This window comes from Bradyrhizobium sp. PUT101, from assembly GCF_052043945.1.
Classification (GTDB): Bacteria; Pseudomonadota; Alphaproteobacteria; order Rhizobiales; family Xanthobacteraceae; genus Bradyrhizobium.
This window is the reverse complement of sequence record NZ_CP197207.1, coordinates 940,205-961,334: the sequence shown is the minus strand read 5'-3', so window position 1 is coordinate 961,334 and position 21,130 is coordinate 940,205. Positions and strand designations below refer to the sequence as shown.

Sequence of the window (21,130 nt, the reverse complement as noted above, 5' to 3'; positions counted from 1 at the left end):
AAAGTGCTCATGACTGATCCGGTCTATCGTCGCGTCGTGATCAAGCTGTCCGGCGAATATCTCGCGGGACAGCAAGGCTTTGGCATCGATCAGCCGACCGTCGACCGGGTTGTGGACGATCTGATCGCGGCCCGCCATCTCGGCACCGAGGTCGCGGTCGTGATCGGCGGCGGCAACATGGTCCGCGGCGTCGAGGTCTCCTCCCGCGGGGTGTCGCGCACAACCGGCGACACCATGGGCATGCTCGCCACCATGATGAATTGCCTCGCGCTGGAAGCGGCGATCGAGCGCAAGGGCACGCCGGCGCGGACGCTGTCGGCCTTCGTCATGCCGGAGATTTCCGAGCTGTTCACCCGCACTGCGGCACACAAATACCTGGCCGAGGGCCGGATCGTGCTGCTTGGCGGCGGGACGGGCAATCCGTTCTTCACCACCGACACGACCGCGGTGCTGCGTGCCGCCGAGATCGGGGCGCAGGCGGTCCTGAAGGCGACCAATGTCGACGGCGTCTACTCGGCCGACCCGAAGACGGATCCGACCGCCACGCGGTTCGACCGTCTGACGCATTCGCAGGCGATCGAGGGCGGCTACAAGGTGATGGATGCGACCGCCTTCGCGCTTGCCCGCGAGACATCGCTGCCTATCATCGTATTCTCGATCGCGGAGCCGGGGTCGATCGGCGCGATTCTGCGTGGCGTCGGCCACGGAACCATCGTCGCCGGCTGACGGCTCGTCTTGCGCGCCCCGAGGGAAGGGCACGGAGCGGTCGCCGGGATTTTGAAGGAGAAACGTGATGGCCACGGGTAATTTCGACCTCAACGAAGTGAAGCGCCGCATGCAGGGCGCCGTCCAGTCCCTCAAGCACGAACTCGGCGGCCTGCGCACCGGCCGCGCCTCCGCCTCGATGCTCGATCCGGTCCAGGTCGAGGCCTATGGCAGCCACATGCCGCTGAACCAGCTCGCCACCGTCAGCGTGCCGGAGCCGCGGTTGATCTCGGTGCAGGTCTGGGACAAGTCGATGGTCAAGGCGGTCGAGAAGGCGATCGTCGATTCCAATCTCGGCCTGTCGCCCGCGACCGAGGGCCAGGTGCTGCGCCTGCGCATTCCCGAGCTCAACGAGGAGCGGCGCAAGGAGCTGGTGAAGGTCGCGCACAAATACGCCGAAGCCGCCAAGGTCGCCGCGCGCCATGTCCGTCGCGACGGCCTCGACGTGCTCAAGAAGCTCGAGAAGAATCACGAGATGTCGGAGGACGATCAGAAGCGTCACGCCGACGAGGTGCAGAAGGCGACCGACGGTATCATCGCCGAGATCGACCAGTTGCTGGCCGCCAAGGAAAAAGAAATCCTCACCGTCTAAGGCCGCTTTCATGTCCAACGCCGCCGCGCCAGCAACGGAAGGACCCGACCGGTCCGAGGCGCCTGCGCATGTCGCCATCATCATGGATGGCAACGGGCGTTGGGCGGCCGCGCGCGGCTTGCCGCGTGCGGAAGGGCATCGCCGCGGCGTGGACGCGCTGCGCCGCGTGGTGCGCGCCTCGCACGAGCTGGGCATTCGCTATCTCACCATCTTCTCGTTCTCTTCGGAGAACTGGTCGCGCCCGGCGAGCGAGATCGGCGACCTGTTCGGCCTGCTGCGGCGCTTCATCCGCAACGATCTGGCGAGCCTGCATCGCGACGGCGTCAAGGTTCGCATCATCGGCGAGCGCGAAGGGCTCGATAGCGACATCTGCACGCTTCTCAACGAGGCCGAGGAGCTCACACGCGACAACACGCGCCTGACGCTCGTCGTCGCGTTCAACTACGGCTCGCGGCAGGAGATCGCGAAGGCGGCGCAGAGGCTGGCCCGCGAGGTCGCGGAGGGCAAGCGGGATCCCGCCACGATCGACGCCGAGACGCTCGGGGCGCATCTCGATGCGCCCGACATTCCCGATCCGGATCTCATCATCCGCACCAGCGGCGAGCAGCGCCTGTCCAACTTCCTGATGTGGCAGGCCGCCTATAGCGAGCTCGTCTTCGTGCCGATCCACTGGCCCGACTTCGACAAGGCGGCGCTGGAAGGCGCGATTGCCGAATTTGCCAGGCGCGAGCGCCGTTTCGGCGGCCTTGTCGCGAAAACCGCCTCGTGAGCGAGCCCGACGCCGCACCGGCGGGCTCTCAGCCTGCCCAGAGCAATCTCGTGCTGCGAATCCTCGCCGCGCTGGTGCTGGCGCCGCTCGCCATTGCGCTCGCCTACGCGGGCGGCTGGCTCTGGGCACTTCTCGTCACCCTGGTTTCGATCGGACTGTTCGCCGAATGGCTGATGGTGGTGGGCGCGAGCTCAGTCGCGCTGACGGGGGCGGGGACGATCGTCATCGCCATCATGGGGTTCTGCGTGACCTTCGGCGCCCTGAAGACCGCCGTCATCAGCGGTTTCATCGGCGGCGCGATCGTGACGCTGATTGCGCGGAAGAAGTTCATCTGGGCGGCGACCGGGTTTGCCTATGCATCGGCGGCACTGCTGGCCTCGATCCTGGTGCGGCAGGATCTCGTCAACGGTTTCGCTGCGCTGATATTCGTGCTGCTCGTGGTTTGGGCGACCGACATTGGCGGCTATTTTGCCGGCCGCAACATCGGCGGGCCGAAGCTGTGGCCGCGCGTGAGCCCGAAAAAGACCTGGTCCGGAGCGCTCGGCGGCTTTGCGGCGAGCCTTGCGGTTGCGGCCGGCTTTGCCGCCTGCGGGATCGGAAAGGCGGTTCCACTGCTCCTCGTCAGCGCCGTCCTGTCGGTGGTATCGCAACTCGGCGATCTCTTCGAATCCGCAGTGAAGCGGCGCTTCGGTGTCAAGGATTCCAGTCACTTAATTCCCGGCCATGGCGGGCTTATGGACCGCCTGGACGGTTTCGTCGCCGCCATCCTGGCGGCATGGATTATCGGCTTTCTCCGCCACGGTGTGCATAGCGCCGGAAGCGGTCTTATGGTTTGGTGAGGATATGAGCGCGGTCCCATTGCGTAACAACAGGCTTGCGGCGTCCGACGTCCGCAGCGTCACGGTTCTCGGCGCCACCGGCTCGATCGGCGACAGCACGATGGACCTGCTGCGCGCCTCGCCCGAGCGCTACCGCGTCGAGGCTCTGACGGCGAACGGCAATGTCGCGGCGCTGGCCAAGCTCGCCAGGGAATTCTCCGCGCGCTACGTCGCGATCGCCGACACCTCCAAGCTCGCTGAGCTCAAGGCCGCGCTGGCCGGTACCAGCACCGAATGCGGCGCCGGCGAAAGCGCGGTGATCGAGGCCGGCGCGCGTCCGGCCGACTGGGTCATGGCGGCCGTGAGCGGCGCAGCCGGACTGAAGCCGGCGCTGGCGGCGGTCGATCGCGGTGCCCATGTCGCGCTCGCCAACAAGGAGTGTCTGGTCTGCGCCGGCGATTTCTTCATGCAGCGCGCGGCAAAGGCGGGCGCCTGCATCCTGCCGGCCGATTCCGAGCACAATGCGCTGTTCCAGGCGCTGAGCTCAGGCAATCGCGACGAACTCGTCCGCGTCATCATCACGGCCTCGGGAGGTCCATTCCGGACCTGGAAGCCCGCCGACATCGAGCAGGCCACGCTCGAGCAGGCGCTGAAGCATCCGAACTGGAGCATGGGCCAGAAGATCACGATCGATTCCGCCTCGATGATGAACAAGGGGCTCGAGGTGATCGAGGCGTCCTATCTGTTCGCGCTCGCGCCCGACGAGATCGACGTGCTCGTTCATCCGCAGTCGATCATCCACGGCATGGTCGAGTTCTCCGACTGCTCCGTCGTCGCCCAGCTCGGCGCGCCCGACATGCGGACGCCGATCGCGCATTGCCTCGGCTGGCCCGATCGCATCAAGGGGCCGGCGGCCAAGCTGGACCTCGCCAAGATCGGCCAGCTGACTTTCGAAGCGCCGGACTTCGAGCGCTTCCCCGGACTTCGGCTGGCTTACGATTCGCTCCGGACGGGGAAGGGGGCGACCACGGTCTACAATGCCGCCAACGAGGTCGCGGTCGCCGCCTTCATCGCGGGCAAGATCCGGTTCGGCGCGATTGCCCGGCTGGTCGAGGCGACCCTGGACGACTGGATCAAAGGCGGGAACCAGGCGCCCCTGACGTCCGCCGACGATGCAATATCCGTTGACCATGTTGCGCGAAATAGGGCTGCCGCCCTATTGCCTCAAATTGCCTTAAAGGCATCCTAGTTGGTTCGGTGCCAGGGCCTTGCGGCGCTGGGTGAGGGAAATCGATGATCGACTTTTTCGTCCATAGTTTCAATACGTTGAGCCATGGGCTCCTCGGCTACGCGGTTCCCTTCCTGTTCGTCCTGACCATCGTCGTGTTCTTCCACGAGCTTGGCCATTTTCTGGTCGCGCGCTGGGCGGGTGTTCGCGTGCTGACCTTCTCGCTCGGTTTCGGACCTGAGCTGGTTGGCTTCAACGACCGCCATGGCACCCGCTGGAAGATCTCTGCAATCCCGCTCGGCGGCTACGTCAAGTTCTTCGGCGACGAGAGCGAGGCCTCGACACCGTCGGCCCAGACGCTCGCGGCGATGACGGCCGAGGAGCGCGCCGGCAGCTTCCACCACAAGAAGGTTGGCCCTCGCGCCGCCATTGTCGCGGCCGGACCGATCGCCAATTTCATCCTGGGCGCGTTGATCTTCGCTGGCATGGCCCTCTACTACGGCAAGCCGAGCACGATTGCGCGTGTCGACGGTGTCGTCGCCGATGGCGCGGCGGCCGCGGCCGGCTTCAAGGTCGGGGACGTCGTCGTCCAGATCGACGGCAAGCCGATCGAGAGCTTTGCCGACATGCAGCGAATCGTTGCGATGAACGCAGGTTCGACGCTTGTGTTCCAGGTGAAGCGCGACGGCGCCGTCGTCTCGCTGAACGCGACTCCGGCGCTGCTGGAGCGCAAGGATCCGTTCGGAAACAGCCATCGTCTCGGGGTGCTCGGTATCGAGCACAAGTCGCAGGCCGGGGAGGCCTCGACCGCGCCGGTCGGCGTCGGTGAGGCGCTCAAGATCGGGGTCGAGCAGGTCTGGTTCATCATCACCAGCACCTTCAAGTTCCTGGGCTCGCTGTTCGTCGGGCAGGGCAATCCGAACGAGGTCAGCGGCGTCCTGGGCATCGCGAAAATGTCCGGGCAGGCGGCCAGCGCCGGGTTCCAGTTCGTCATCAATCTCTGCGCGGTGCTGTCGGTCTCGATCGGCCTGTTGAACCTGTTCCCGATTCCGCTGCTCGATGGGGGCCACCTTATGTTCTATGCGGCCGAGGTGGTCCGTGGCCGGCCCTTGTCCGAACGAACCCAGGAGATGGGGTTCCGAATCGGGCTCGGCTTGGTGCTGATGTTGATGGTGTTTGCGACCTACAACGACATCCTGCGGATGGCCGCCTCCTGATAGAGGCTTTTTTGTGGCGTTGCTGTTCAGCAACGTCCCGGAATGAAATTGAAATCACGGCGCTTTCGGCCGTTTGCGCCGTCGGTGAAATTGGCTACAAGCGGCCTGAACTTGGGGAATCTCCAGACCGGCGTTGGGGTTGGGTCTGGCAGGGAATGATAAGGGCGCGTTGCGCGATGAAGTTTGGACTGCGACTCCGGGGGGGCTTGCTCGCAACCCTGATCATGTTCGGCGCGCCGGTGATTGCCCCGGTTGGGGCTGTTTTCGTGTCTTCGTCTGCATTCGCTCAGACCGTCCAGTCGATTTCCGTCGAAGGAAATCGGCGGGTCGAGGTGGAGACGATCCGCTCCTATTTCAGGCCGGGTCCGGGCGGCCGTCTGGATCAGGCTGCCGTCGACGACGGCCTCAAGGCGTTGATCGAGACCGGTCTGTTCCAGGACGTCAGGATCAACCGCGGTCCCGGCGGCCAGATCATCGTCTCCGTGGTGGAAAATCCGGTGATCGGGCGCCTCGCCTTCGAAGGCAACAAGAAGATCAAGGACGAGCAACTCTCCGCTGAAGTCCAGTCCAAGGCGCGCGGCACTTTCTCCCGCGCCATGGTGCAGTCCGACACGCTGCGAATCGCCGAAATCTATCGCCGGTCCGGCCGCTACGACGTGCGCGTCACGCCCGAGATCATCGAGCAGCCGAACAATCGCGTCGACCTGATCTTCGTGATCGAGGAGGGCGCCAAGACCGGCGTCAAGTCCATCGAGTTCGTCGGCAATAACGCGTTCTCGTCCTACCGCCTCAGGGACGTCATCAAGACGCGCGAATCGAACCTGCTGAGCTTCCTCGCCAGCGGCGACATCTATGATCCCGACCGCGTCGAAGCCGACCGCGACCTGATCCGCCGCTTCTACCTCAAGAACGGCTTCGCCGACGTCCAGGTCGTGGCCGCGCTCACCGAATACGATCCGGAGAAGAAGGGCTTCAACGTCACCTTCAAGATCGAGGAGGGCGCGCAGTACCGCGTCGGCGCGGTCGACTTCCGCTCGAGCATTCCGAACTTCGATCCATCCTCGATGCGCGTCTATTCGCGCGTCAATGTCGGCTCGCTCTACAACGTCGAATCGGTCGAGAAGTCGGTCGAGGAGATGCAGATCGAGGCCTCGCGCCGCGGCTATGCCTTCGCCGTGGTCCGGCCCGGCGGCGATCGCAACTTCGAAGCGCACACGGTGTCCGTCGTTTTCAACATCGACGAGGGCCCGCGCACCTATATCGAGCGCATCAACCTGCGCGGCAACACCCGCACGCGCGATTACGTGATCCGCCGCGAGTTCGACATCTCGGAAGGAGATGCCTACAACCGCGCGCTGGTCGATCGTGCCGAGCGGCGTCTGAAGAACCTCGACTATTTCAAGAGCGTGAAGATCACGACCGAGCCGGGCTCGTCGAGCGATCGCGTCATCCTGAACGTCGACATGGAAGAGAAATCGACCGGCGACTTCTCGATCTCGGGCGGTTACTCCACCACCGACGGCGCGCTGGCCGAAGTGTCGGTTTCCGAGCGCAACCTGCTCGGTCGCGGCCTATTCGCCAAGGCGTCGGTGACCTATGGCCAGTACGCCCGCGGCTACTCGCTGTCGTTCGTCGAACCGTATCTGCTCGACTACCGCGTCGCGCTCGGCCTCGACCTCTATCAGCGCCAGCAGCTGGCCAACAGCTACATCTCCTACGGCACCAAGACGCTCGGCTTCTCGCCGCGCCTCGGCTTCTCCCTGCGCGAAGATCTGGCGCTCCAGCTGCGCTACTCGATCTACCAGCAGGAAATTACGCTGCCGGGCTACTTGGCGAACTGTAACAATGACCCGCTCTCCGCGGCATTCAATCCGAGCCCGGCTTACGCCGCCGCCAACGGTATCAGTCTTGCCTCCACAAACGGCCTTGGCTGTTACAGCGATGGCGAAGCCTCGCTGCCGGTGCGCAAGGAGCTTGCCAACGGCAAGACCCTGACCTCGGCGCTCGGCTATACGCTCACCTACAACACGCTGGACAACAACAAGAACCCCACGGACGGTCTGCTCATCGACTTCCGGCAGGATTTCGCCGGCGTCGGCGGCGACGTCAGCTATCTGAAGACCGTGGCGGACGGAAAGTACTACGCTCCGCTGGTGTCGGACATCGTCGGCATCATCCGTCTCCAGGGCGGTATCCTGACCAAGGTAGGCAGCGATCTGCGCATGCTCGACCACTTCCAGATGGGCCCGAATCTCGTCCGCGGCTTTGCACCCAACGGCATCGGCCCGCGCGATTTGAATCCGTTCGGTACGCAGGACGCGCTCGGCGGCACCAAGTACTGGGGCGCCTCGCTCGAACTGCAGATGCCGTTCTGGTTCCTGCCGAAGGAAGTGGGTCTGAAGGGTGCGGTCTACGCCGATGCCGGCGGCCTCTTTGATTACCAAGGGCCAACGAGCTGGACCACGACCAACGAGGTCAATGCGCCCGGCTGTATCCCGTCGACCATCAATCCGTCATCAGCGGGCACCTGTACCGGTCTCGTGTTTGACGACAGCAAGGTGGTCCGCACGTCGGTCGGTGTCGGCCTGATCTGGCAGTCGCCATTCGGCCCGCTGCGCTTCGACTACGCCGTGCCGCTCACCAAGGGCAAGTACGACCGCACGCAGGAGTTCCGGTTCGGCGGCGGCACCACGTTCTAATTCGATCAGCACGGCACGATCCGGATCACTGGAGCCGGTTTCCGAAGGGATCGCGCCAATCCAAGACATGAGGCATGATGCGGCCTGACCGCTTCATGCCGAAGCCGGACCGCGACAGGGTGGAATGGCGCAGCCGATCTTCTTCACAAAGCCGCCTGCCACAGCGTTGGCCGATATCGCCACGCTGACCAAGGCGCAGCTGGTCGACCCCGCGAGGGGCGGCCATGTCATTACGGGCCTGGCGTCGCTCGACGAAGCCGGCCCGATGCATCTGGCATTCTTCGACAATCTCAAATATGCCGATCAGCTCAAGGCAACCAGGGCGGGTGCCTGTCTGGTCAGTCCGCGCTTTGAGGCGGAGGTGCCCGCACATGTGGCCGTGCTGCGGGTAGCGCAGCCGTTCCGCGCCTTCGTCAGGATCGCGCGGGAATGGCACGGGGACGGGCTGAGGCCGCAATCCTGGGTCGGCAATGACGGTATCGCGCCCTCGGCGATCATCGATCCCTCGGCCCGGCTCGAGGACGGCGTGATCGTCGATCCCCTGGCCGTGATCGGCCCGGACGTCGAGATCGGCAGCGGCACCGTGATCGGCGTCGGAGCGGTGATCGGCCCCGGCGTCAAGATCGGCCGGGACTGCAATGTCGGCGCCCGCACGGCGATCCAGTGCACCCTGATCGGCAACAACGTGCTGATCCATCCTGGCTGCTCGATTGGCCAGGACGGCTACGGCTTCATCTTCTTCGGCCCCGAGGGCCATCTGAAGGTGCCGCAGACCGGACGGGTGCTGATCCAGAACGACGTCGAGGTCGGCGCCAACACCACGATCGACCGCGGGTCCTTGCGGGACACCGTGATCGGCGAGGGGACCAAAATCGACAATCAGGTCCAGATCGGCCACAATGTGACGATTGGCCGGCACTGCCTGCTGGCGGCACAGATCGGCCTCGCCGGCAGCCTGACCATCGGCGACAACGTGGCGCTCGGAGCGAAGGTTGGCATCAACAATCACCTCAAGATCGGCGATGGGGCTCAGGTGACCGCCATGAGCGCGGTCAAGGACGACATTCCGCCGGGCGGCCGCTGGGGCGGGCATTTCGCCAAGCCGACCAAACAGTGGTTCAAGGAGATCATCGCGGTGGAGCGCCTGGTACGCGACAGCAAGGCCGATCCGAAGGACGAGGGACGGGAATGACGGCGGAATCACCTGTTAAGTTCGAGTTGGTGGATATCAACGCCATCCTCCAGACCCTGCCGCACCGTTTTCCGATGCTGCTCATCGACCGCGTGATCAACATCCGGGCCGATTACAGCGGCATCGGTATCAAGAACGTCACCTTCAACGAGCCGGCCTTCCAGGGGCATTTCCCCGAGCGCCCGGTCTATCCCGGCGTCATGATGATCGAGGCAATGGCGCAAACCGCGGGCGTGATCGGCATCAAGTCGGTCGAAGGCACCGAGAAGCCGCGGGCGGTCTATTTCCTCACCATCGACAAGTGCAAGTTCCGCAAGCCGGTGCTGCCCGGCGACACCATCGAATATCACATGCGCTCGCTCGGGCGCCGCAAGGCCATGTGGTGGTTTCATGGCGACGCCAAGGTCAACGGGCAGGTCGTCGCGGAGGCCGACGTTGGCGCGATGCTGACGGACTGAGCGGCCAGATGCTCCCGCACGGGCCTCACGCGCGACAAGCGTAGCGGCTGCTGGCCGTCTTGCGCCTGATATTCTGGTTGAAGAACTGGCCCATGGACGGCGCGCCCAAGAGGCGTTCGACCGTGTCAGCCGTCACGCCGCAATAGCGGTCATAGGCCCCGTCAGCCGCGACGACGAGATCCTGCCGCGCGCGATCGTAGCAGACCCGCTGAAGCACCGTGCTCCTCGTGATGTCGCGGCACTCGAACGTGCCGAGATCGATCAGCTGGCGTTCACCGGTCTCGACCGTCTCGGACACGATCGGTGTACCGGCGAGCTGCGCAAGCAGAAGGACCAGGGCCCTGACCACGATAGCTGAAGCTCCGTATGAACGTGTTGATGGGCCGGCAGGACCGCTTCATCCGGCACTTGAAATACGCCGAGATGATACGTCACTGGACAGATCGGGCATAGTCGCGCTAACCACCGGAAAACCAAGCGACTTCAACACATAACCAGACCTTCTTGACGAGTAAGATTGGCTTGATGAGCAAGATTGATCCCACCGCACGGATCGCGGACGGCGCCGTGATCGGCGAGGGCACCGAGATCGGACCCTATTGCATCATCGGCCCGAACGTCGTGATCGGCGCGAATTGCAAGTTGATCGGACAGGCCACAATCATCGGCCATACCTCGATCGGGGACGGCTGCGTGATTTCGCCGTTCGCGGTGCTCGGCGGTGCGCCTCAGGATCTCAGCTATAAGGGTGAGCCGACCCGGCTTGAGGTCGGCTCGGGCTGCACCATCCGGGAAGGTGCGACGATGAATGTTGGCACCATCAAGGGCGGCGGACTGACGCGCGTCGGCAGCGGCGGCTACTTCATGAACAACAGCCATGTCGGCCATGACTGCGTGGTCGGCGACAACGTGATCTTCGCGACGTCAGCAACACTCGGCGGGCATTGCGAGATCGGCGACGCCGTTTACATCGGCGGCCTGTCTGCGGTGCACCAGTTCACCCGCATCGGCTCCTATGTCATGGTCGGAGGTGTCTGCGGTGTGCGCGACGACGTTATCCCGTATGGGCTCGTCAACGGCCAGTACGCAGTGCTGGAGAGCCTCAACCTGATCGGCATGAAGCGTCGCAAGTTCACCAGGCAGCGGCTCGCGACGGTACGCGCGTTCTACCAGAAGCTCTTCCACGGGTCCGGCACGTTTGCAGAGCGTCTGGAGGCGGCGCGGCCGCTCGCAGGCGAAGACCCCGCGATCGCCGAAATCCTCGACTTCATCGGCAAGGGCAAGCGTCCGCTCTGTCTTCCCGCCATCGCGAAGTGAGTCCGGGATGGCCGCGGGCATGACATCGGCGGCTTCGCAGGTTTCGTCACCGATCGGCATCGTCGCCGGCGGCGGCGCCATGCCGTTCGCAGTCGCGGAGTCACTCGCCGCGCACGGCATCACGCCGGTGCTGTTTCCGCTGCGCGGGGCCTGCGATCCCGTGCGGGTGGAGAAATTCCGCCATCGCTGGATCTCGGTCGGCCAGCTCGGCCGCGCGATGCGGCTGTTTCGCGAGGAGGGCTGCCGCGACCTGATCTTCATCGGCACGCTGGTACGGCCCTCGCTGTCGGAGATCCGTTTCGACGTCAAGACGCTCCGCCTGCTCGGCAACGTCATCCGCGCCTTTCGCGGCGGCGACGATCATCTGTTGTCCGGTGTCGGCCGCATGCTCGAGCAGGACGGCTTTCGCATGGTCGGCATCAAGGACGTCGCACCGGATCTCCTGATGCCCGAGGGCTGCATCAGTCGCGCCTGGCCCAGCGACACCGGCAAGGCCGACATCGAGCGCGGGCGCGCGGTGCTGACCGCGCTCGGTCCGTTCGACATCGGCCAGGCCGCGGTGGTGATCGACGGCCATGTCGTGGCGGTCGAGGACATCGAGGGCACCGACGCGCTGCTCGCCCGCGTCGCGCGGCTGCGTGAGGAGGGCCGCATCCGCGCCGCCACGGGCCGCGGCGTGCTGGTGAAGGCGCCGAAGAGCGGCCAGGATCTACGCTTCGACCTGCCGACGATCGGCCCGCGCACGATCGAGGGCGTCGCGGCCGCCGGCCTTGCGGGCATCGCCGTCATCGCCGGCAACACCATTGCCGCGGAGCCGCAAGCGATGATCGCGCTTGCCGACGCAAAATATCTCTTCATCATCGGCCTGCCCGCGTGATGCAGGGGCGCGATCCCATGCGCAAGATATTCCTGATCGCCACGGAGGAATCCGGCGACCGGCTCGGCAGCGCCTTGATGAAGGTGTTGCGCCAGCGCCTCGGCGAGGGTGTGCAGTTCGTGGGCGTCGGCGGCCGCACCATGGCGCGCGAGGGGCTCGAATCGCTGTTTCCGATCGAGGAGCTGTCGATCGTCGGCTTTGCCGCCGTGGTGCAGCAATTGCCGAAGATCCTGCGGCTGATCAGAAAGACCGCTGACGCGGTGGCCGAGGCCGCGCCCGACGCCCTCGTCATCATCGACAGCCCCGACTTCACCCATCGCGTCGCCCGGCGCGTGCGTTCGCGCAGTCCCGGAATCCCGATCGTCGATTACGTCTCGCCGCAGCTTTGGGCGTGGCGGCCAGGACGCGCACGGACCATGCTCGGCTATGTCGATCATGTGCTCGGCCTGCTGCCGTTCGAGCCGGAGGAATACCGCAAGCTCGGCGGGCCGCCCTGCAGCTATGTCGGCCATCCCCTGATCGAGCAATTGTCCTCGCTGCGGCCGAACGCAGAGGAGCAGGCCCGCCGTGACGGCGCGCCGCCGGTGCTGCTGGTACTGCCCGGCAGCCGCCGCAGCGAGATCCGGCATCACCTCGACGTGTTCGGCGCGGCGCTCGGCCGGTTGCAGGCGGAGGGGCGCACATTCGAGCTGATGCTGCCGACCATGCCGCATCTCGAAGCCACCATCCACGAGGGCGTCGCGAAATGGCCGGTCAAGCCGCAGATCGTGATCGGCGAGCACGAGAAGCGTGCCGCTTTCCGCATTGCCCATGCTGCGCTGGCCAAATCCGGCACGGTGACGCTCGAGCTCGCACTCTCGGGCATTCCGATGGTGACGGCGTATCGCGTCGGCGCGATCGAGGCCTTCATTCTGCGCCGTGCGATCCGCGTCTCCTCGGTGATCCTTGCAAATCTCGTGATCGGCAGGGATGTCATTCCCGAGTATTTGCAGGAGGACTGCACGCCGGAGAAGCTGGCACCAGCGCTCGCCGAGCTGCTGACGGATTCGCCGCTCCGCCGGCAGCAGGTCGAGGCATTCGCCCAGCTCGATCAGATCATGTCGACCGGCAACAAGTCGCCGAGCGAGCTCGCCGCCGATATCGTGCTCGCAACGATGCGTGGGGGCCGGCAGTAAGCGGCTTCGCCCATCCTGCAAATCCCGCAAACAAAAACGGCGCCATCGCGAGATGGCGCCGTTTCGAAAGCCGTGATGGCCGAACTTACTTGCGATCGCCGATCGGCACGTAATCGCGCTTGGTCACGCCGGTGTAGAGCTGGCGCGGACGGCCGATCTTCTGCTGCGGATCCTCGATCATCTCGCTCCACTGGCTGATCCAGCCGACGGTGCGGGCGACCGCGAACAGCACGGTGAACATCGAGACCGGGAAGCCCATCGCCTTCAGCGTGATGCCCGAATAGAAGTCGACGTTCGGGTAGAGCTTGCGATCGATGAAGTACTGGTCGCTGAGCGCGATCTTCTCGAGCTCCATCGCCACGTTCAGCATCGGATCGTCGCCATGGCCGGTCTCCTTGAGCACGGCGTGACACATCTTCTGCATGATCTTGGCGCGCGGATCGTAGTTCTTGTAGACGCGGTGACCGAAGCCCATCAGGCGGACCTCGGAGTTCTTGTCCTTCACCTTGGCGATGAACTCGGGGATCTTGTCGACCGTGCCGATGTCGTAGAGCATGTTGAGCGCGGCTTCGTTGGCGCCGCCATGCGCCGGGCCCCAGAGGCAGGCGATGCCCGCCGCGATGCAGGCGAACGGGTTGGCGCCGGAGGAGCCGGCGATGCGCACCGTCGAGGTCGAGGCATTCTGCTCGTGGTCGGCGTGCAGGATGAAGATCTTCTCGAGCGCATCGGCGAGCACGGGGCTCACCTTGTAATCCTCGCAGGGCACCGCGAAGCACATGTTGAGGAAGTTCTCGGCAAAGCCCAGCGAGTTCTTCGGATAGATGAAGGGCTGGCCGACGGTGTACTTGTAGGCCATCGCCGCCAGCGTCGGGATCTTTGCGATCATGCGCATGGACGCGATCATGCGCTGCTTCGGATCGTTGATGTCGGTCGAGTCGTGATAGAACGCGGCGAGCGCGCCGACGGCCGCAACCATGATCGCCATCGGATGGGCATCGCGGCGGAAGCCCTGGAAGAAGCGGGCCATCTGCTCGTGCACCATCGTGTGATGGGTCACGCGGTGGTCGAAATCCCTCTTCTGCGAGGCGGTCGGCAGGTTCCCGTAGAGCAGGAGATAGCACGTCTCCAGGAAGTCACCATGCTCGGCGAGCTGCTCGATCGGGTAGCCGCGGTATTCCAGCACGCCCGCGTCGCCGTCGATATAGGTGATCTTGGACTGGCAGCTCGCGGTCGAAGTGAAGCCCGGATCGTAGGTGAACAGGCCGGACTGGCCGTAGAGCTTGCCGATATCGACGACATCGGGCCCGACGCTGCCGCTGAGGATCGGAAGCTCGTAGTTCTTGTTTCCGACCGTCAGCGTGGCGGTCTTATTGCTTGGTTTTGCGTCCATCGTAGTCCCCGATGTGTGGTGAAACGGGCCGAAGCCGGAGGCCCCTCAGGAGATCATGGGGCAGGCCGGATGTTCCAGAATGTACGGGGGAGATGGGTATATTATTGCTATGTGCGCTGCAAGATCGCCGCACGCATGGTCGACTTACGTCGTAGACTGGTCCTTAAGCCGTCCCAGGGTTTCCTGGCGCCCCAGAACGTCCAAAACCTCAAATATACCAGGCGACGTCGTCCGTCCGGTGAGCGCCGCCCTCAGCGGCTGGGCAACCGCGCCGAGCTTGAGACTATTTTCCTCGGCAAAGGCGCGCAGCGCGGCTTCGGTGGCGGTGCCGCTCCACGTCTCGACTTTCTCCAGCGCGGAATGAAGCTGGCCGATCAGCCTGCGGTTCTCGGGTGTCAGCAACGCTTGCGCCTTGGGATCGAGCTCCAGTGGCCGGTCGGCGAAGATGAAATGGGCGGCGTCGATCAGCTCGATCAGCGTCTTGGCGCGCTCCTTCAGGGCCGGCATGGCCTTGAGGAGCTGCGCGCGCGTGGTGTCGTTTAACTTGGCCTTAAGCTCGTTGCGTCCGGGCACGTGGCCGAGCACGTCCTCGAACATCTTCACGAGCGATTGATCGTCGGTGTGGCGGATGTAGTGACCGTTGAGGCTTTCCAGCTTGGCGAAATCGAAGCGGGCGGCGGCGCGGCCGACGCTGGCAAGGTCGAACGCCGCGATCATCTCCTCGGTCGAGAAAATCTCCTGGTCGCCATGGCTCCAGCCGAGCCGGACGAGGTAGTTGCGCAGCGCAGCCGGCAGGTACCCCATGGCGCGGTAGGCATCGACGCCCAGCGCGCCGTGCCGCTTGGACAGTTTTGAGCCGTCCGGGCCATGGATCAACGGGATGTGGGACATGCTCGGCAGCGCCCAGCCCATCGCATCGTAGATCTGCTTCTGACGCGCGGCGTTGATCAGATGGTCGTCGCCGCGGATCACATGGGTGACGCCCATGTCGTGGTCGTCGACCACCACGGCGAGCATATAGGTCGGGTTGCCGTCGCCGCGCAGCAGGACGAGGTCGTCGAGGTTCTCGTTCTGCCAGACCACGCGGCCCTGAACCTGGTCCTCGATCACGGTCTCGCCGGTCTGCGGCGCGCGCAGGCGGATGGTGGGCTTCACGTCGGCGGGGGCGGTCGCAGGATCGCGGTCGCGCCACATGCCGTCATAGAGGCGGGTGCGCCCCTCCGCGCGCGCTTTCTCGCGCATGGCGGCGAGCTCCTCGGCCGTGGCGTAGCAGCGGTAGGCCTTGCCGTCGGCCAGCAGCTGCTCGGCGACCTCGCGGTGGCGGGCAGCGCGGGCGAACTGGTAGATGACCTCGCCGTCCCAGCCGAGCTCCAGCCATTTCAGGCCGTCGAGGATGGCTGCGATGGCGGCCTCGGTGGAGCGCTCCCGGTCGGTATCCTCGATCCGGAGCAGCATCTTGCCGCCGTGCTTCTTCGCATAGAGCCAGTTGAACAGCGCCGTGCGCGCGCCCCCGATATGGAGGAAGCCGGTCGGCGAGGGAGCGAAGCGCGTGACGACGGAATCGGACATTCTTGGCAGGGCCTATGCATTTGAGGCGGTGGTGTATAGCAGGAACGGGACATAACTAAAGCCCGACGGCGGACCTGGCGGCCCTTGCTTAAGCTCTTGGCGCGGCCGCGCGAATTTGGCAGAAGGACCGCTGATTTCCCTACAGGATTTTCGTAATGACAGAACCGGTGGCAGCTGAGGCTGGGCGCGATTTCATTCGTGACATCATTCAGGCCGACCTCGATCAGGGCAGGTACAAGGAGATCGTGACCCGGTTCCCGCCGGAGCCGAACGGCTATTTGCACATCGGCCACGCCAAGTCGATCGCACTCAACTTCGGCATCGCCCAGGAGTTTCCGGGCCGCTGCCATCTGCGCTTCGACGACACCAACCCGGTCAAGGAAGAGCAGGAATATATCGATTCCATCCAGGCCGACGTGCGCTGGCTCGGCTTCGACTGGGGCAAGAACCTGTTCTTCGCTTCTGACTATTTCGACCGCCTGTATGAATGGGCGGAGCAGCTGATCCGCGACGGGCTCGCCTATGTCGACGACCAGACCCAGGAGGAGATCCGCCTCTCGCGCGGTACGCTGACCGAGCCCGGCAAGAACTCGCCGTTCCGTGACCGCAGCGTGGACGAGAACCTCGACCTGTTCCGCCGCATGAAGGCCGGCGAATTCCCGAACGGCGCGCGCGTGCTGCGGGCCAAGATCGACATGGCCGCGGGCAACATCAACCTGCGTGACCCCGTGCTGTATCGCATCCTGCATGCGCATCATCCGCGCACCGGCACCAAGTGGAGCATCTATCCGAGCTACGATTATGCGCATGGCCAGTCGGACGCGATCGAGGGCATCACGCATTCGATCTGCACGCTGGAGTTCGAGGACCACCGGCCGCTCTATGACTGGTTCATCGAGAAGCTGCCGGTGCCGTCCAAGCCGCACCAGTACGAGTTCGCGCGGCTGAACCTGACCTACACGCTGCTGTCCAAGCGCGTGCTGACCCAGCTCGTCCGCGACGGCCATGTCGCGGGCTGGGACGATCCGCGCATGCCGACCATGGCGGGCATGCGTCGCCGCGGCGTGCCGCCGGCCGCGCTACGCGAATTCGTCAAGCGCATCGGCGTCGCCAAGGCCAACAGCGTGGTCGACGTCGGCATGCTGGAGTTCTGCATCCGCGAGGAACTGAACCGCACGGCGCAGCGCCGCATGGCGGTGCTGAAGCCGCTGAAGGTCGTGATCGAGAATTATCCGGAAGGACAGACCGAGGAGCTCGAGGCGATCAACCACCCGGACGATCCCTCGGCCGGCACGCGCAAGATCACGTTCGGCCGCGAGCTCTATATCGAGCAGGACGACTTCATGGAGAACCCGCCGAAAAAGTTCTTCCGCCTGTCGCCGGGCAACGAGGTGCGGCTGCGCTACGCCTATTTCGTCAAGTGCACCGGCGTGATCAAGAACGACGCGGGCGAGGTGGTGGAGCTGCGCTGCACCTACGATCCCGCGACCAAGGGCGGCAACGCGCCCGACGGCCGCAAGGTCAAAGCGACCATGCACTGGCTGCCGGCGGCGGCCTCGAAGCCGGCGGAGATCCGCATCTACAACCAGCTGTTCGCAAATCCGAGCCCGGACGCTTCGAACTTCGCGGCCGATCTCAATCCGAATTCGCTGGAGATCCTCTCCGATGCGCGGATCGAGGCTTCCCTTGCGGAGAGCAATTCGACCGCGCCGATGCAGTTCGAGCGCCAGGGCTACTTCGTGCGTGACAAGGACTCGACCCCCGGCAAGCTCGTGTTCTCCCGTACCATCGGCCTGCGCGACACGTTCGCGAAGGAAGTCGCGAAAGGTTGATGCGCCCATGAGCAGCGAAGCCGACGCCATCGTTTCCGCCGTCATCGCGAAATGGTGCGCCGGCTTTGCGAAGCTCGACGCGGCCGCGCTGTCGTCGCTCTATGCGAAGGACGCGTTCTTCTTCGGCTCCAACCCGAAACTCTATCGGGGCAGGGGCGGCGTCGCCGACTATTTCGATGGGTTGCCGCGCTGGCGCAAACCCAGCGCGACCTTCTCCGAGGTGAACGCGGTGCAGGCCAGCCCCGATCTGATCAACATGGCCGCGACCATCGCGTTCGATCTCGCCGGCGAGCGGGACGATCTCGTCGTCAAGATGAGCTGGGTCCTCATCCGCGAGGAGGGCGAGTGGAAGATCGTCAATCATCACGCCTCGTCGCAGGCGCCGCTGATTTAGCGATCGCGCTTAACCAACTGGTTTCGTCATTCCGGGGCGCGACAAAGTCGCGAGCCCGGAATCCATAACCACCAGCGTGAGTATGGATTCCGGGCTCGCGCCAGGTGGCGCGCCCCGGAATGACAGAAGAATACGAACCGAAGCTCTCTCCGCGCGTTGAGGTGGCTCCAACCAAGGATCCCGCCATGCAGAACATCACAGAGCATATGGAAGTCATCGGCGCCGACGGCGTCCATGTCGGCACCGTCGATCGTGTCGAGGGCAACCGCATCAAGCTGACCAGGAAGGACAGCGGCGAGGGCAGCCACAAGGGTCACCATCATTTCATCGACAAGGGCCTCGTTGCCGACGTCGAAGGCAACAAGGTCCGGCTGTCGGCCAAGGCCTCGGTCGCGGTGACGATGGAAGAGGAAAAGTAGGGCGCTCCGCCGCCTGTTCCTGATCTGTACCGCTATTCGCACAGTCGCACGTTCCGGTAGCCTCCGCACCCGTCGCGTATCGTAAGGTGCAGGGGAATGGCGGAGCCGGGCCGGCCAGTGCGCTCCCAGGGAGTTGCGGGGACGTGGCCGGTCGGCCGCGCCGCACCGGCGGGCGGCTTTGCGCCGGCGGGCTTTGGCGTCTGGCCGGCAATCGTCGAAACGCTGCGCGAATGGGCTCGCGCCGAGGCCGGCGCCGGGCGGTTGCTGCCTTGGGTACCCGTCGCTTTCGGCACGGGCATCGCGCTGTATTTCGCCGCCGATCATGAGCCGGTGCTGTGGGTCGTTGTCGCAACGGCTGTCGCGCTCATGCTGGGTGCGGTCCTGCTGCGACGGCGCCGGCTGTTTGCTCCCGTGATCATGATCGCGGCGGTCGCGGCCGGTTTTGCCGTCGCGACCTGGAAGACGGCGCGCATCGCCCATACCGTGCTGGCCAAGCCGCTCTATTCGGTGTCGCTGTCCGGTTTCGTGGAGGCGCGCGACATCCGCGAGCGCACCGATCGTTTCGTGCTGCGCGTCAGCGCGATGGAGGCGCAGCGCAGCGACGTCAAGCTCGAGCGCGTGCGTCTTTCGGTGCGCAAGGGGACGGCACCGGAGGTCGGCAGCTTCGTGCAATTGAAGGCGCGGCTGCTGCCGCCGATCTCGCCTGTGCGCCCCGGCAGCTACGATTTCTCGCGCGACATGTTCTTCCAGGGCATCGGCGCCTCCGGCTTCGTGATGGGCGCGATCACGGCCGCACCGCCGCCGGATGCCGTCGGCTTGCGGCTGGGCTATGCGGCTTTCATGCAGGGCCTGCGCGATGCGATCGATGCCCGCATCCGTGCGACGCTCGAAGGCGACAATCGCGCGATCGCGACCGCGCTGCTGACGGGGCGGCGCGACGCGATCACCGCGCCCGTCAACGATGCGATGTTCGTCTCAGGGCTCGGCCATGTGCTGTCGATCTCCGGCTATCACATGGCGGTCGTCGCCGGTGTCGTGTTCTTCGCGGTTCGCGCGCTCCTCGCTCTGGTCCCGGGGCTGGCGGCCGGCTTTGCCATCAAGAAATGGTCGGCAGCCGCGGCGCTGGTTGCGGCTGCGTTCTATCTGCTGCTGTCCGGCGCGGAGGTCGCGACACAGAGATCGTTCCTCATGACGGCGGTGGTATTGATCGCCGTGATGGTGGACCGCCGCGCCATCACGTTCCGGACGCTGGCGGTGGCCGCGCTGATCGTGCTCGCCGTCGCGCCCGAGGCGCTGGTGCATCCGAGTTTCCAGATGTCCTTTGCGGCAACGCTCGGGCTGGTGGCGCTGGTGCAGATCGGCATGCCGAACCTGCTCGCATCGCCCGATCATTCCGCAACGGCGCGCATCGCGCTGTGGGGCGGCCGCGAGATCGCGATGCTGTTCCTGGCCTCGCTGATCGCGGGGCTTGCGACCACGCCCTATGCCGCCTTCCACTTTCACCGCGTGACGCCGTACGGCGTGCTGGCCAATCTCGGCGCGATGCCGGTGGTCTCGGCGCTGGTGATGCCGGCGGGGCTGTTGGGGTTGCTCGCAGCCCCATTCGGACTCGACGGCGCGTTCTGGTGGCTGATGGGGATCGGCATTGACTGGATGGTCGCGGTCTCGCGCTGGGTGGCGGCACTGCCGGGCGCAGTCGGCCGCATTCCCGCGTTCGGGATCGCGCCGCTGATCGCGGCGAGCCTCGGGATCATCGTGATGGGGCTGTTGCGCACACCCCTGCGCTGGTCCGGTGCCCTGGTGCTGCTTGCGGCCATCCTCTCGGGGCTGTCAGTGCGGCAGCCCGATATCCTGATTGCCGGGGACGGCGCGAGCGTCGCCGTGCGGGGCAGGGACGGGCAGCTGCATGTGATCCGCGCGAGCAAGGATGGCTTCCTGCTGAGGGAATGGTTGGCTGCCGATGCCGATCCGCGCGACGCCGGCAACGCCTCGTTGGCCAACGGGGTGTCGTGTGACGAGGCCGGCTGCGTGACGCCGCTCGCGGACGGACGGTTGGTCGCGTTGGCTTTGCGCATCGACGCGCTGGCTGACGATTGCACCCGCGCCGCGCTGGTGGTGACGGCACGGCCCGCGCCGCCTGATTGTGCGGCGATGATTGTCGATCGGCCGCGGCTCGCCAGTCAGGGCGCGCTGGCTCTGACGCAGAGCGGTGACGGCTTCTCGGTTCAGGCGGTGAGGGCGAGAGGCACAAGCCGCCCCTGGCTGCCGGCCGGCGCCGGCGAGGGGAATTTCGACGGCAGCCTTGCGCCGAAGACGGCCGTGCCCCGCAACCGGGACGCAACGCCATCGGAGACGGACTTGCAGGCGGACGATTGAGGAGCGATGCGGGGGAGGTCGATCGGGCGGGATTTCGCAGGAC

19 protein-coding genes are annotated in these 21,130 nt (G+C 65.2%); 16 read left to right on the top strand and 3 right to left on the bottom strand.

Translation table 11 applies throughout. The features are described 5' to 3' along the window. Positions 1-9: 9 nt before the first annotated feature. From pyrH to fabZ, 9 genes are all read left to right on the top strand, one after another. Positions 10-726, top strand: coding sequence for a UMP kinase (gene pyrH, locus ACSHT2_RS04640; RefSeq protein WP_061879549.1), 717 nt, complete (start codon positions 10-12; stop codon positions 724-726). Positions 727-793: 67 nt separating this feature from the next. Then, positions 794-1,357 carry a ribosome recycling factor gene (frr, locus tag ACSHT2_RS04635; protein ID WP_440640576.1) on the top strand — a complete coding sequence of 188 codons (564 nt, stop codon included), beginning with the start codon at positions 794-796 and terminating at the stop codon, positions 1,355-1,357. Positions 1,358-1,367: 10 nt separating this feature from the next. Next, positions 1,368-2,126: an isoprenyl transferase gene (locus ACSHT2_RS04630; protein WP_440640575.1), complete on the top strand. Its 759-nt coding sequence runs from the start codon at positions 1,368-1,370 to the stop codon at positions 2,124-2,126. Next, on the top strand, positions 2,123-2,965 hold the full coding sequence (locus tag ACSHT2_RS04625; RefSeq protein ID WP_440640574.1) for a phosphatidate cytidylyltransferase: 843 nt from the start codon (positions 2,123-2,125) through the stop codon (positions 2,963-2,965). The genes ACSHT2_RS04630 and ACSHT2_RS04625 overlap by 4 nt, the downstream gene beginning before the upstream one ends. Before the next feature lie 4 nt (positions 2,966-2,969). Further along, the gene (gene dxr / locus ACSHT2_RS04620; RefSeq protein WP_440640573.1) at positions 2,970-4,193 is read left to right on the top strand and encodes a 1-deoxy-D-xylulose-5-phosphate reductoisomerase; all 1,224 of its coding nucleotides are present in this window, start codon (positions 2,970-2,972) and stop codon (positions 4,191-4,193) included. Positions 4,194-4,237: 44 nt separating this feature from the next. After that, positions 4,238-5,389, top strand: a complete 1,152-nt coding sequence (rseP, locus tag ACSHT2_RS04615; RefSeq protein WP_440640572.1) for an RIP metalloprotease RseP — start codon at positions 4,238-4,240, stop codon at positions 5,387-5,389. Between the two features lie 176 nt (positions 5,390-5,565). After that, positions 5,566-8,088: an outer membrane protein assembly factor BamA gene (gene bamA, locus ACSHT2_RS04610; RefSeq protein ID WP_440640571.1), complete on the top strand. Its 2,523-nt coding sequence runs from the start codon at positions 5,566-5,568 to the stop codon at positions 8,086-8,088. A 124-nt stretch (positions 8,089-8,212) separates the two neighbouring features. Beyond that, positions 8,213-9,280, top strand: coding sequence for a UDP-3-O-(3-hydroxymyristoyl)glucosamine N-acyltransferase (gene lpxD, locus ACSHT2_RS04605; protein WP_440640570.1), 1,068 nt, complete (start codon positions 8,213-8,215; stop codon positions 9,278-9,280). Then, a complete protein-coding gene (fabZ, locus tag ACSHT2_RS04600; RefSeq protein WP_024341283.1) occupies positions 9,277-9,738 on the top strand; it encodes a 3-hydroxyacyl-ACP dehydratase FabZ in 462 nt (153 codons plus the stop codon). The genes lpxD and fabZ overlap by 4 nt, the downstream gene beginning before the upstream one ends. Before the next feature lie 25 nt (positions 9,739-9,763). Here the strand turns inward: fabZ and ACSHT2_RS04595 are convergent, their stop codons facing one another. Next, positions 9,764-10,087 (bottom strand): KTSC domain-containing protein, encoded by a 324-nt coding sequence (locus tag ACSHT2_RS04595; RefSeq protein WP_440640569.1) that lies wholly within the window; start codon positions 10,085-10,087, stop codon positions 9,764-9,766. A 176-nt stretch (positions 10,088-10,263) separates the two neighbouring features. Here ACSHT2_RS04595 and lpxA point away from each other — a divergent pair, with 176 nt between their 5' ends. From lpxA to lpxB, 3 genes are read left to right on the top strand one after another with little or no spacing between them, the layout of a single operon-like run. Then, complete coding sequence (lpxA, locus tag ACSHT2_RS04590; RefSeq protein ID WP_440640568.1) at positions 10,264-11,055, top strand: acyl-ACP--UDP-N-acetylglucosamine O-acyltransferase; 792 nt, start codon at positions 10,264-10,266, stop codon at positions 11,053-11,055. A gap of 19 nt (positions 11,056-11,074) precedes the next feature. Next, entirely contained in the window at positions 11,075-11,932 is an 858-nt protein-coding gene (locus ACSHT2_RS04585) for an LpxI family protein (protein WP_440640567.1), read from the top strand. After that, complete coding sequence (lpxB, locus tag ACSHT2_RS04580) at positions 11,929-13,107, top strand: lipid-A-disaccharide synthase (RefSeq protein WP_440640566.1); 1,179 nt, start codon at positions 11,929-11,931, stop codon at positions 13,105-13,107. Before ACSHT2_RS04585 ends, lpxB begins: the two co-directional genes overlap by 4 nt. A gap of 85 nt (positions 13,108-13,192) precedes the next feature. Here the strand turns inward: lpxB and gltA are convergent, their stop codons facing one another. After that, on the bottom strand, positions 13,193-14,497 hold the full coding sequence (gene gltA, locus ACSHT2_RS04575) for a citrate synthase (RefSeq protein WP_440640565.1): 1,305 nt from the start codon (positions 14,495-14,497) through the stop codon (positions 13,193-13,195). Between the two features lie 144 nt (positions 14,498-14,641). Next, complete coding sequence (gene gltX, locus ACSHT2_RS04570) at positions 14,642-16,066, bottom strand: glutamate--tRNA ligase (RefSeq protein ID WP_440640564.1); 1,425 nt, start codon at positions 16,064-16,066, stop codon at positions 14,642-14,644. A gap of 155 nt (positions 16,067-16,221) precedes the next feature. Here gltX and ACSHT2_RS04565 point away from each other — a divergent pair, with 155 nt between their 5' ends. The 4 genes from ACSHT2_RS04565 to ACSHT2_RS04550 all read left to right on the top strand — a co-directional run bounded on the left by ACSHT2_RS04565 (position 16,222) and on the right by ACSHT2_RS04550 (position 21,087). Beyond that, positions 16,222-17,898: a glutamine--tRNA ligase/YqeY domain fusion protein gene (locus ACSHT2_RS04565; RefSeq protein ID WP_440640563.1), complete on the top strand. Its 1,677-nt coding sequence runs from the start codon at positions 16,222-16,224 to the stop codon at positions 17,896-17,898. A 7-nt stretch (positions 17,899-17,905) separates the two neighbouring features. Further along, the gene (locus ACSHT2_RS04560; protein WP_440640562.1) at positions 17,906-18,292 is read left to right on the top strand and encodes a YybH family protein; all 387 of its coding nucleotides are present in this window, start codon (positions 17,906-17,908) and stop codon (positions 18,290-18,292) included. 185 nt (positions 18,293-18,477) lie between these two features. Further along, positions 18,478-18,711 (top strand): DUF2171 domain-containing protein, encoded by a 234-nt coding sequence (locus tag ACSHT2_RS04555; RefSeq protein WP_035702353.1) that lies wholly within the window; start codon positions 18,478-18,480, stop codon positions 18,709-18,711. A 96-nt stretch (positions 18,712-18,807) separates the two neighbouring features. Continuing rightward, positions 18,808-21,087 carry a ComEC/Rec2 family competence protein gene (locus ACSHT2_RS04550; RefSeq protein WP_440640561.1) on the top strand — a complete coding sequence of 760 codons (2,280 nt, stop codon included), beginning with the start codon at positions 18,808-18,810 and terminating at the stop codon, positions 21,085-21,087. Positions 21,088-21,130 lie beyond the last annotated feature (43 nt).

Coding starts and splice junctions, on each gene's coding strand:
- pyrH (WP_061879549.1), top strand. CDS start 10: ATGACTGATCCGGTCTATCGTCGCGTCGTGATCAAGCTGTCCGGCGAA.
- frr (WP_440640576.1), top strand. CDS start 794: ATGGCCACGGGTAATTTCGACCTCAACGAAGTGAAGCGCCGCATGCAG.
- ACSHT2_RS04630 (WP_440640575.1), top strand. CDS start 1,368: ATGTCCAACGCCGCCGCGCCAGCAACGGAAGGACCCGACCGGTCCGAG.
- dxr (WP_440640573.1), top strand. CDS start 2,970: ATGAGCGCGGTCCCATTGCGTAACAACAGGCTTGCGGCGTCCGACGTC.
- rseP (WP_440640572.1), top strand. CDS start 4,238: ATGATCGACTTTTTCGTCCATAGTTTCAATACGTTGAGCCATGGGCTC.
- bamA (WP_440640571.1), top strand. CDS start 5,566: ATGAAGTTTGGACTGCGACTCCGGGGGGGCTTGCTCGCAACCCTGATC.
- lpxD (WP_440640570.1), top strand. CDS start 8,213: ATGGCGCAGCCGATCTTCTTCACAAAGCCGCCTGCCACAGCGTTGGCC.
- fabZ (WP_024341283.1), top strand. CDS start 9,277: ATGACGGCGGAATCACCTGTTAAGTTCGAGTTGGTGGATATCAACGCC.
- lpxA (WP_440640568.1), top strand. CDS start 10,264: ATGAGCAAGATTGATCCCACCGCACGGATCGCGGACGGCGCCGTGATC.
- ACSHT2_RS04585 (WP_440640567.1), top strand. CDS start 11,075: ATGACATCGGCGGCTTCGCAGGTTTCGTCACCGATCGGCATCGTCGCC.
- gltA (WP_440640565.1), bottom strand. CDS start 14,497: ATGGACGCAAAACCAAGCAATAAGACCGCCACGCTGACGGTCGGAAAC.
- gltX (WP_440640564.1), bottom strand. CDS start 16,066: ATGTCCGATTCCGTCGTCACGCGCTTCGCTCCCTCGCCGACCGGCTTC.
- ACSHT2_RS04565 (WP_440640563.1), top strand. CDS start 16,222: ATGACAGAACCGGTGGCAGCTGAGGCTGGGCGCGATTTCATTCGTGAC.
- ACSHT2_RS04560 (WP_440640562.1), top strand. CDS start 17,906: ATGAGCAGCGAAGCCGACGCCATCGTTTCCGCCGTCATCGCGAAATGG.
- ACSHT2_RS04555 (WP_035702353.1), top strand. CDS start 18,478: ATGCAGAACATCACAGAGCATATGGAAGTCATCGGCGCCGACGGCGTC.
- ACSHT2_RS04550 (WP_440640561.1), top strand. CDS start 18,808: ATGGCGGAGCCGGGCCGGCCAGTGCGCTCCCAGGGAGTTGCGGGGACG.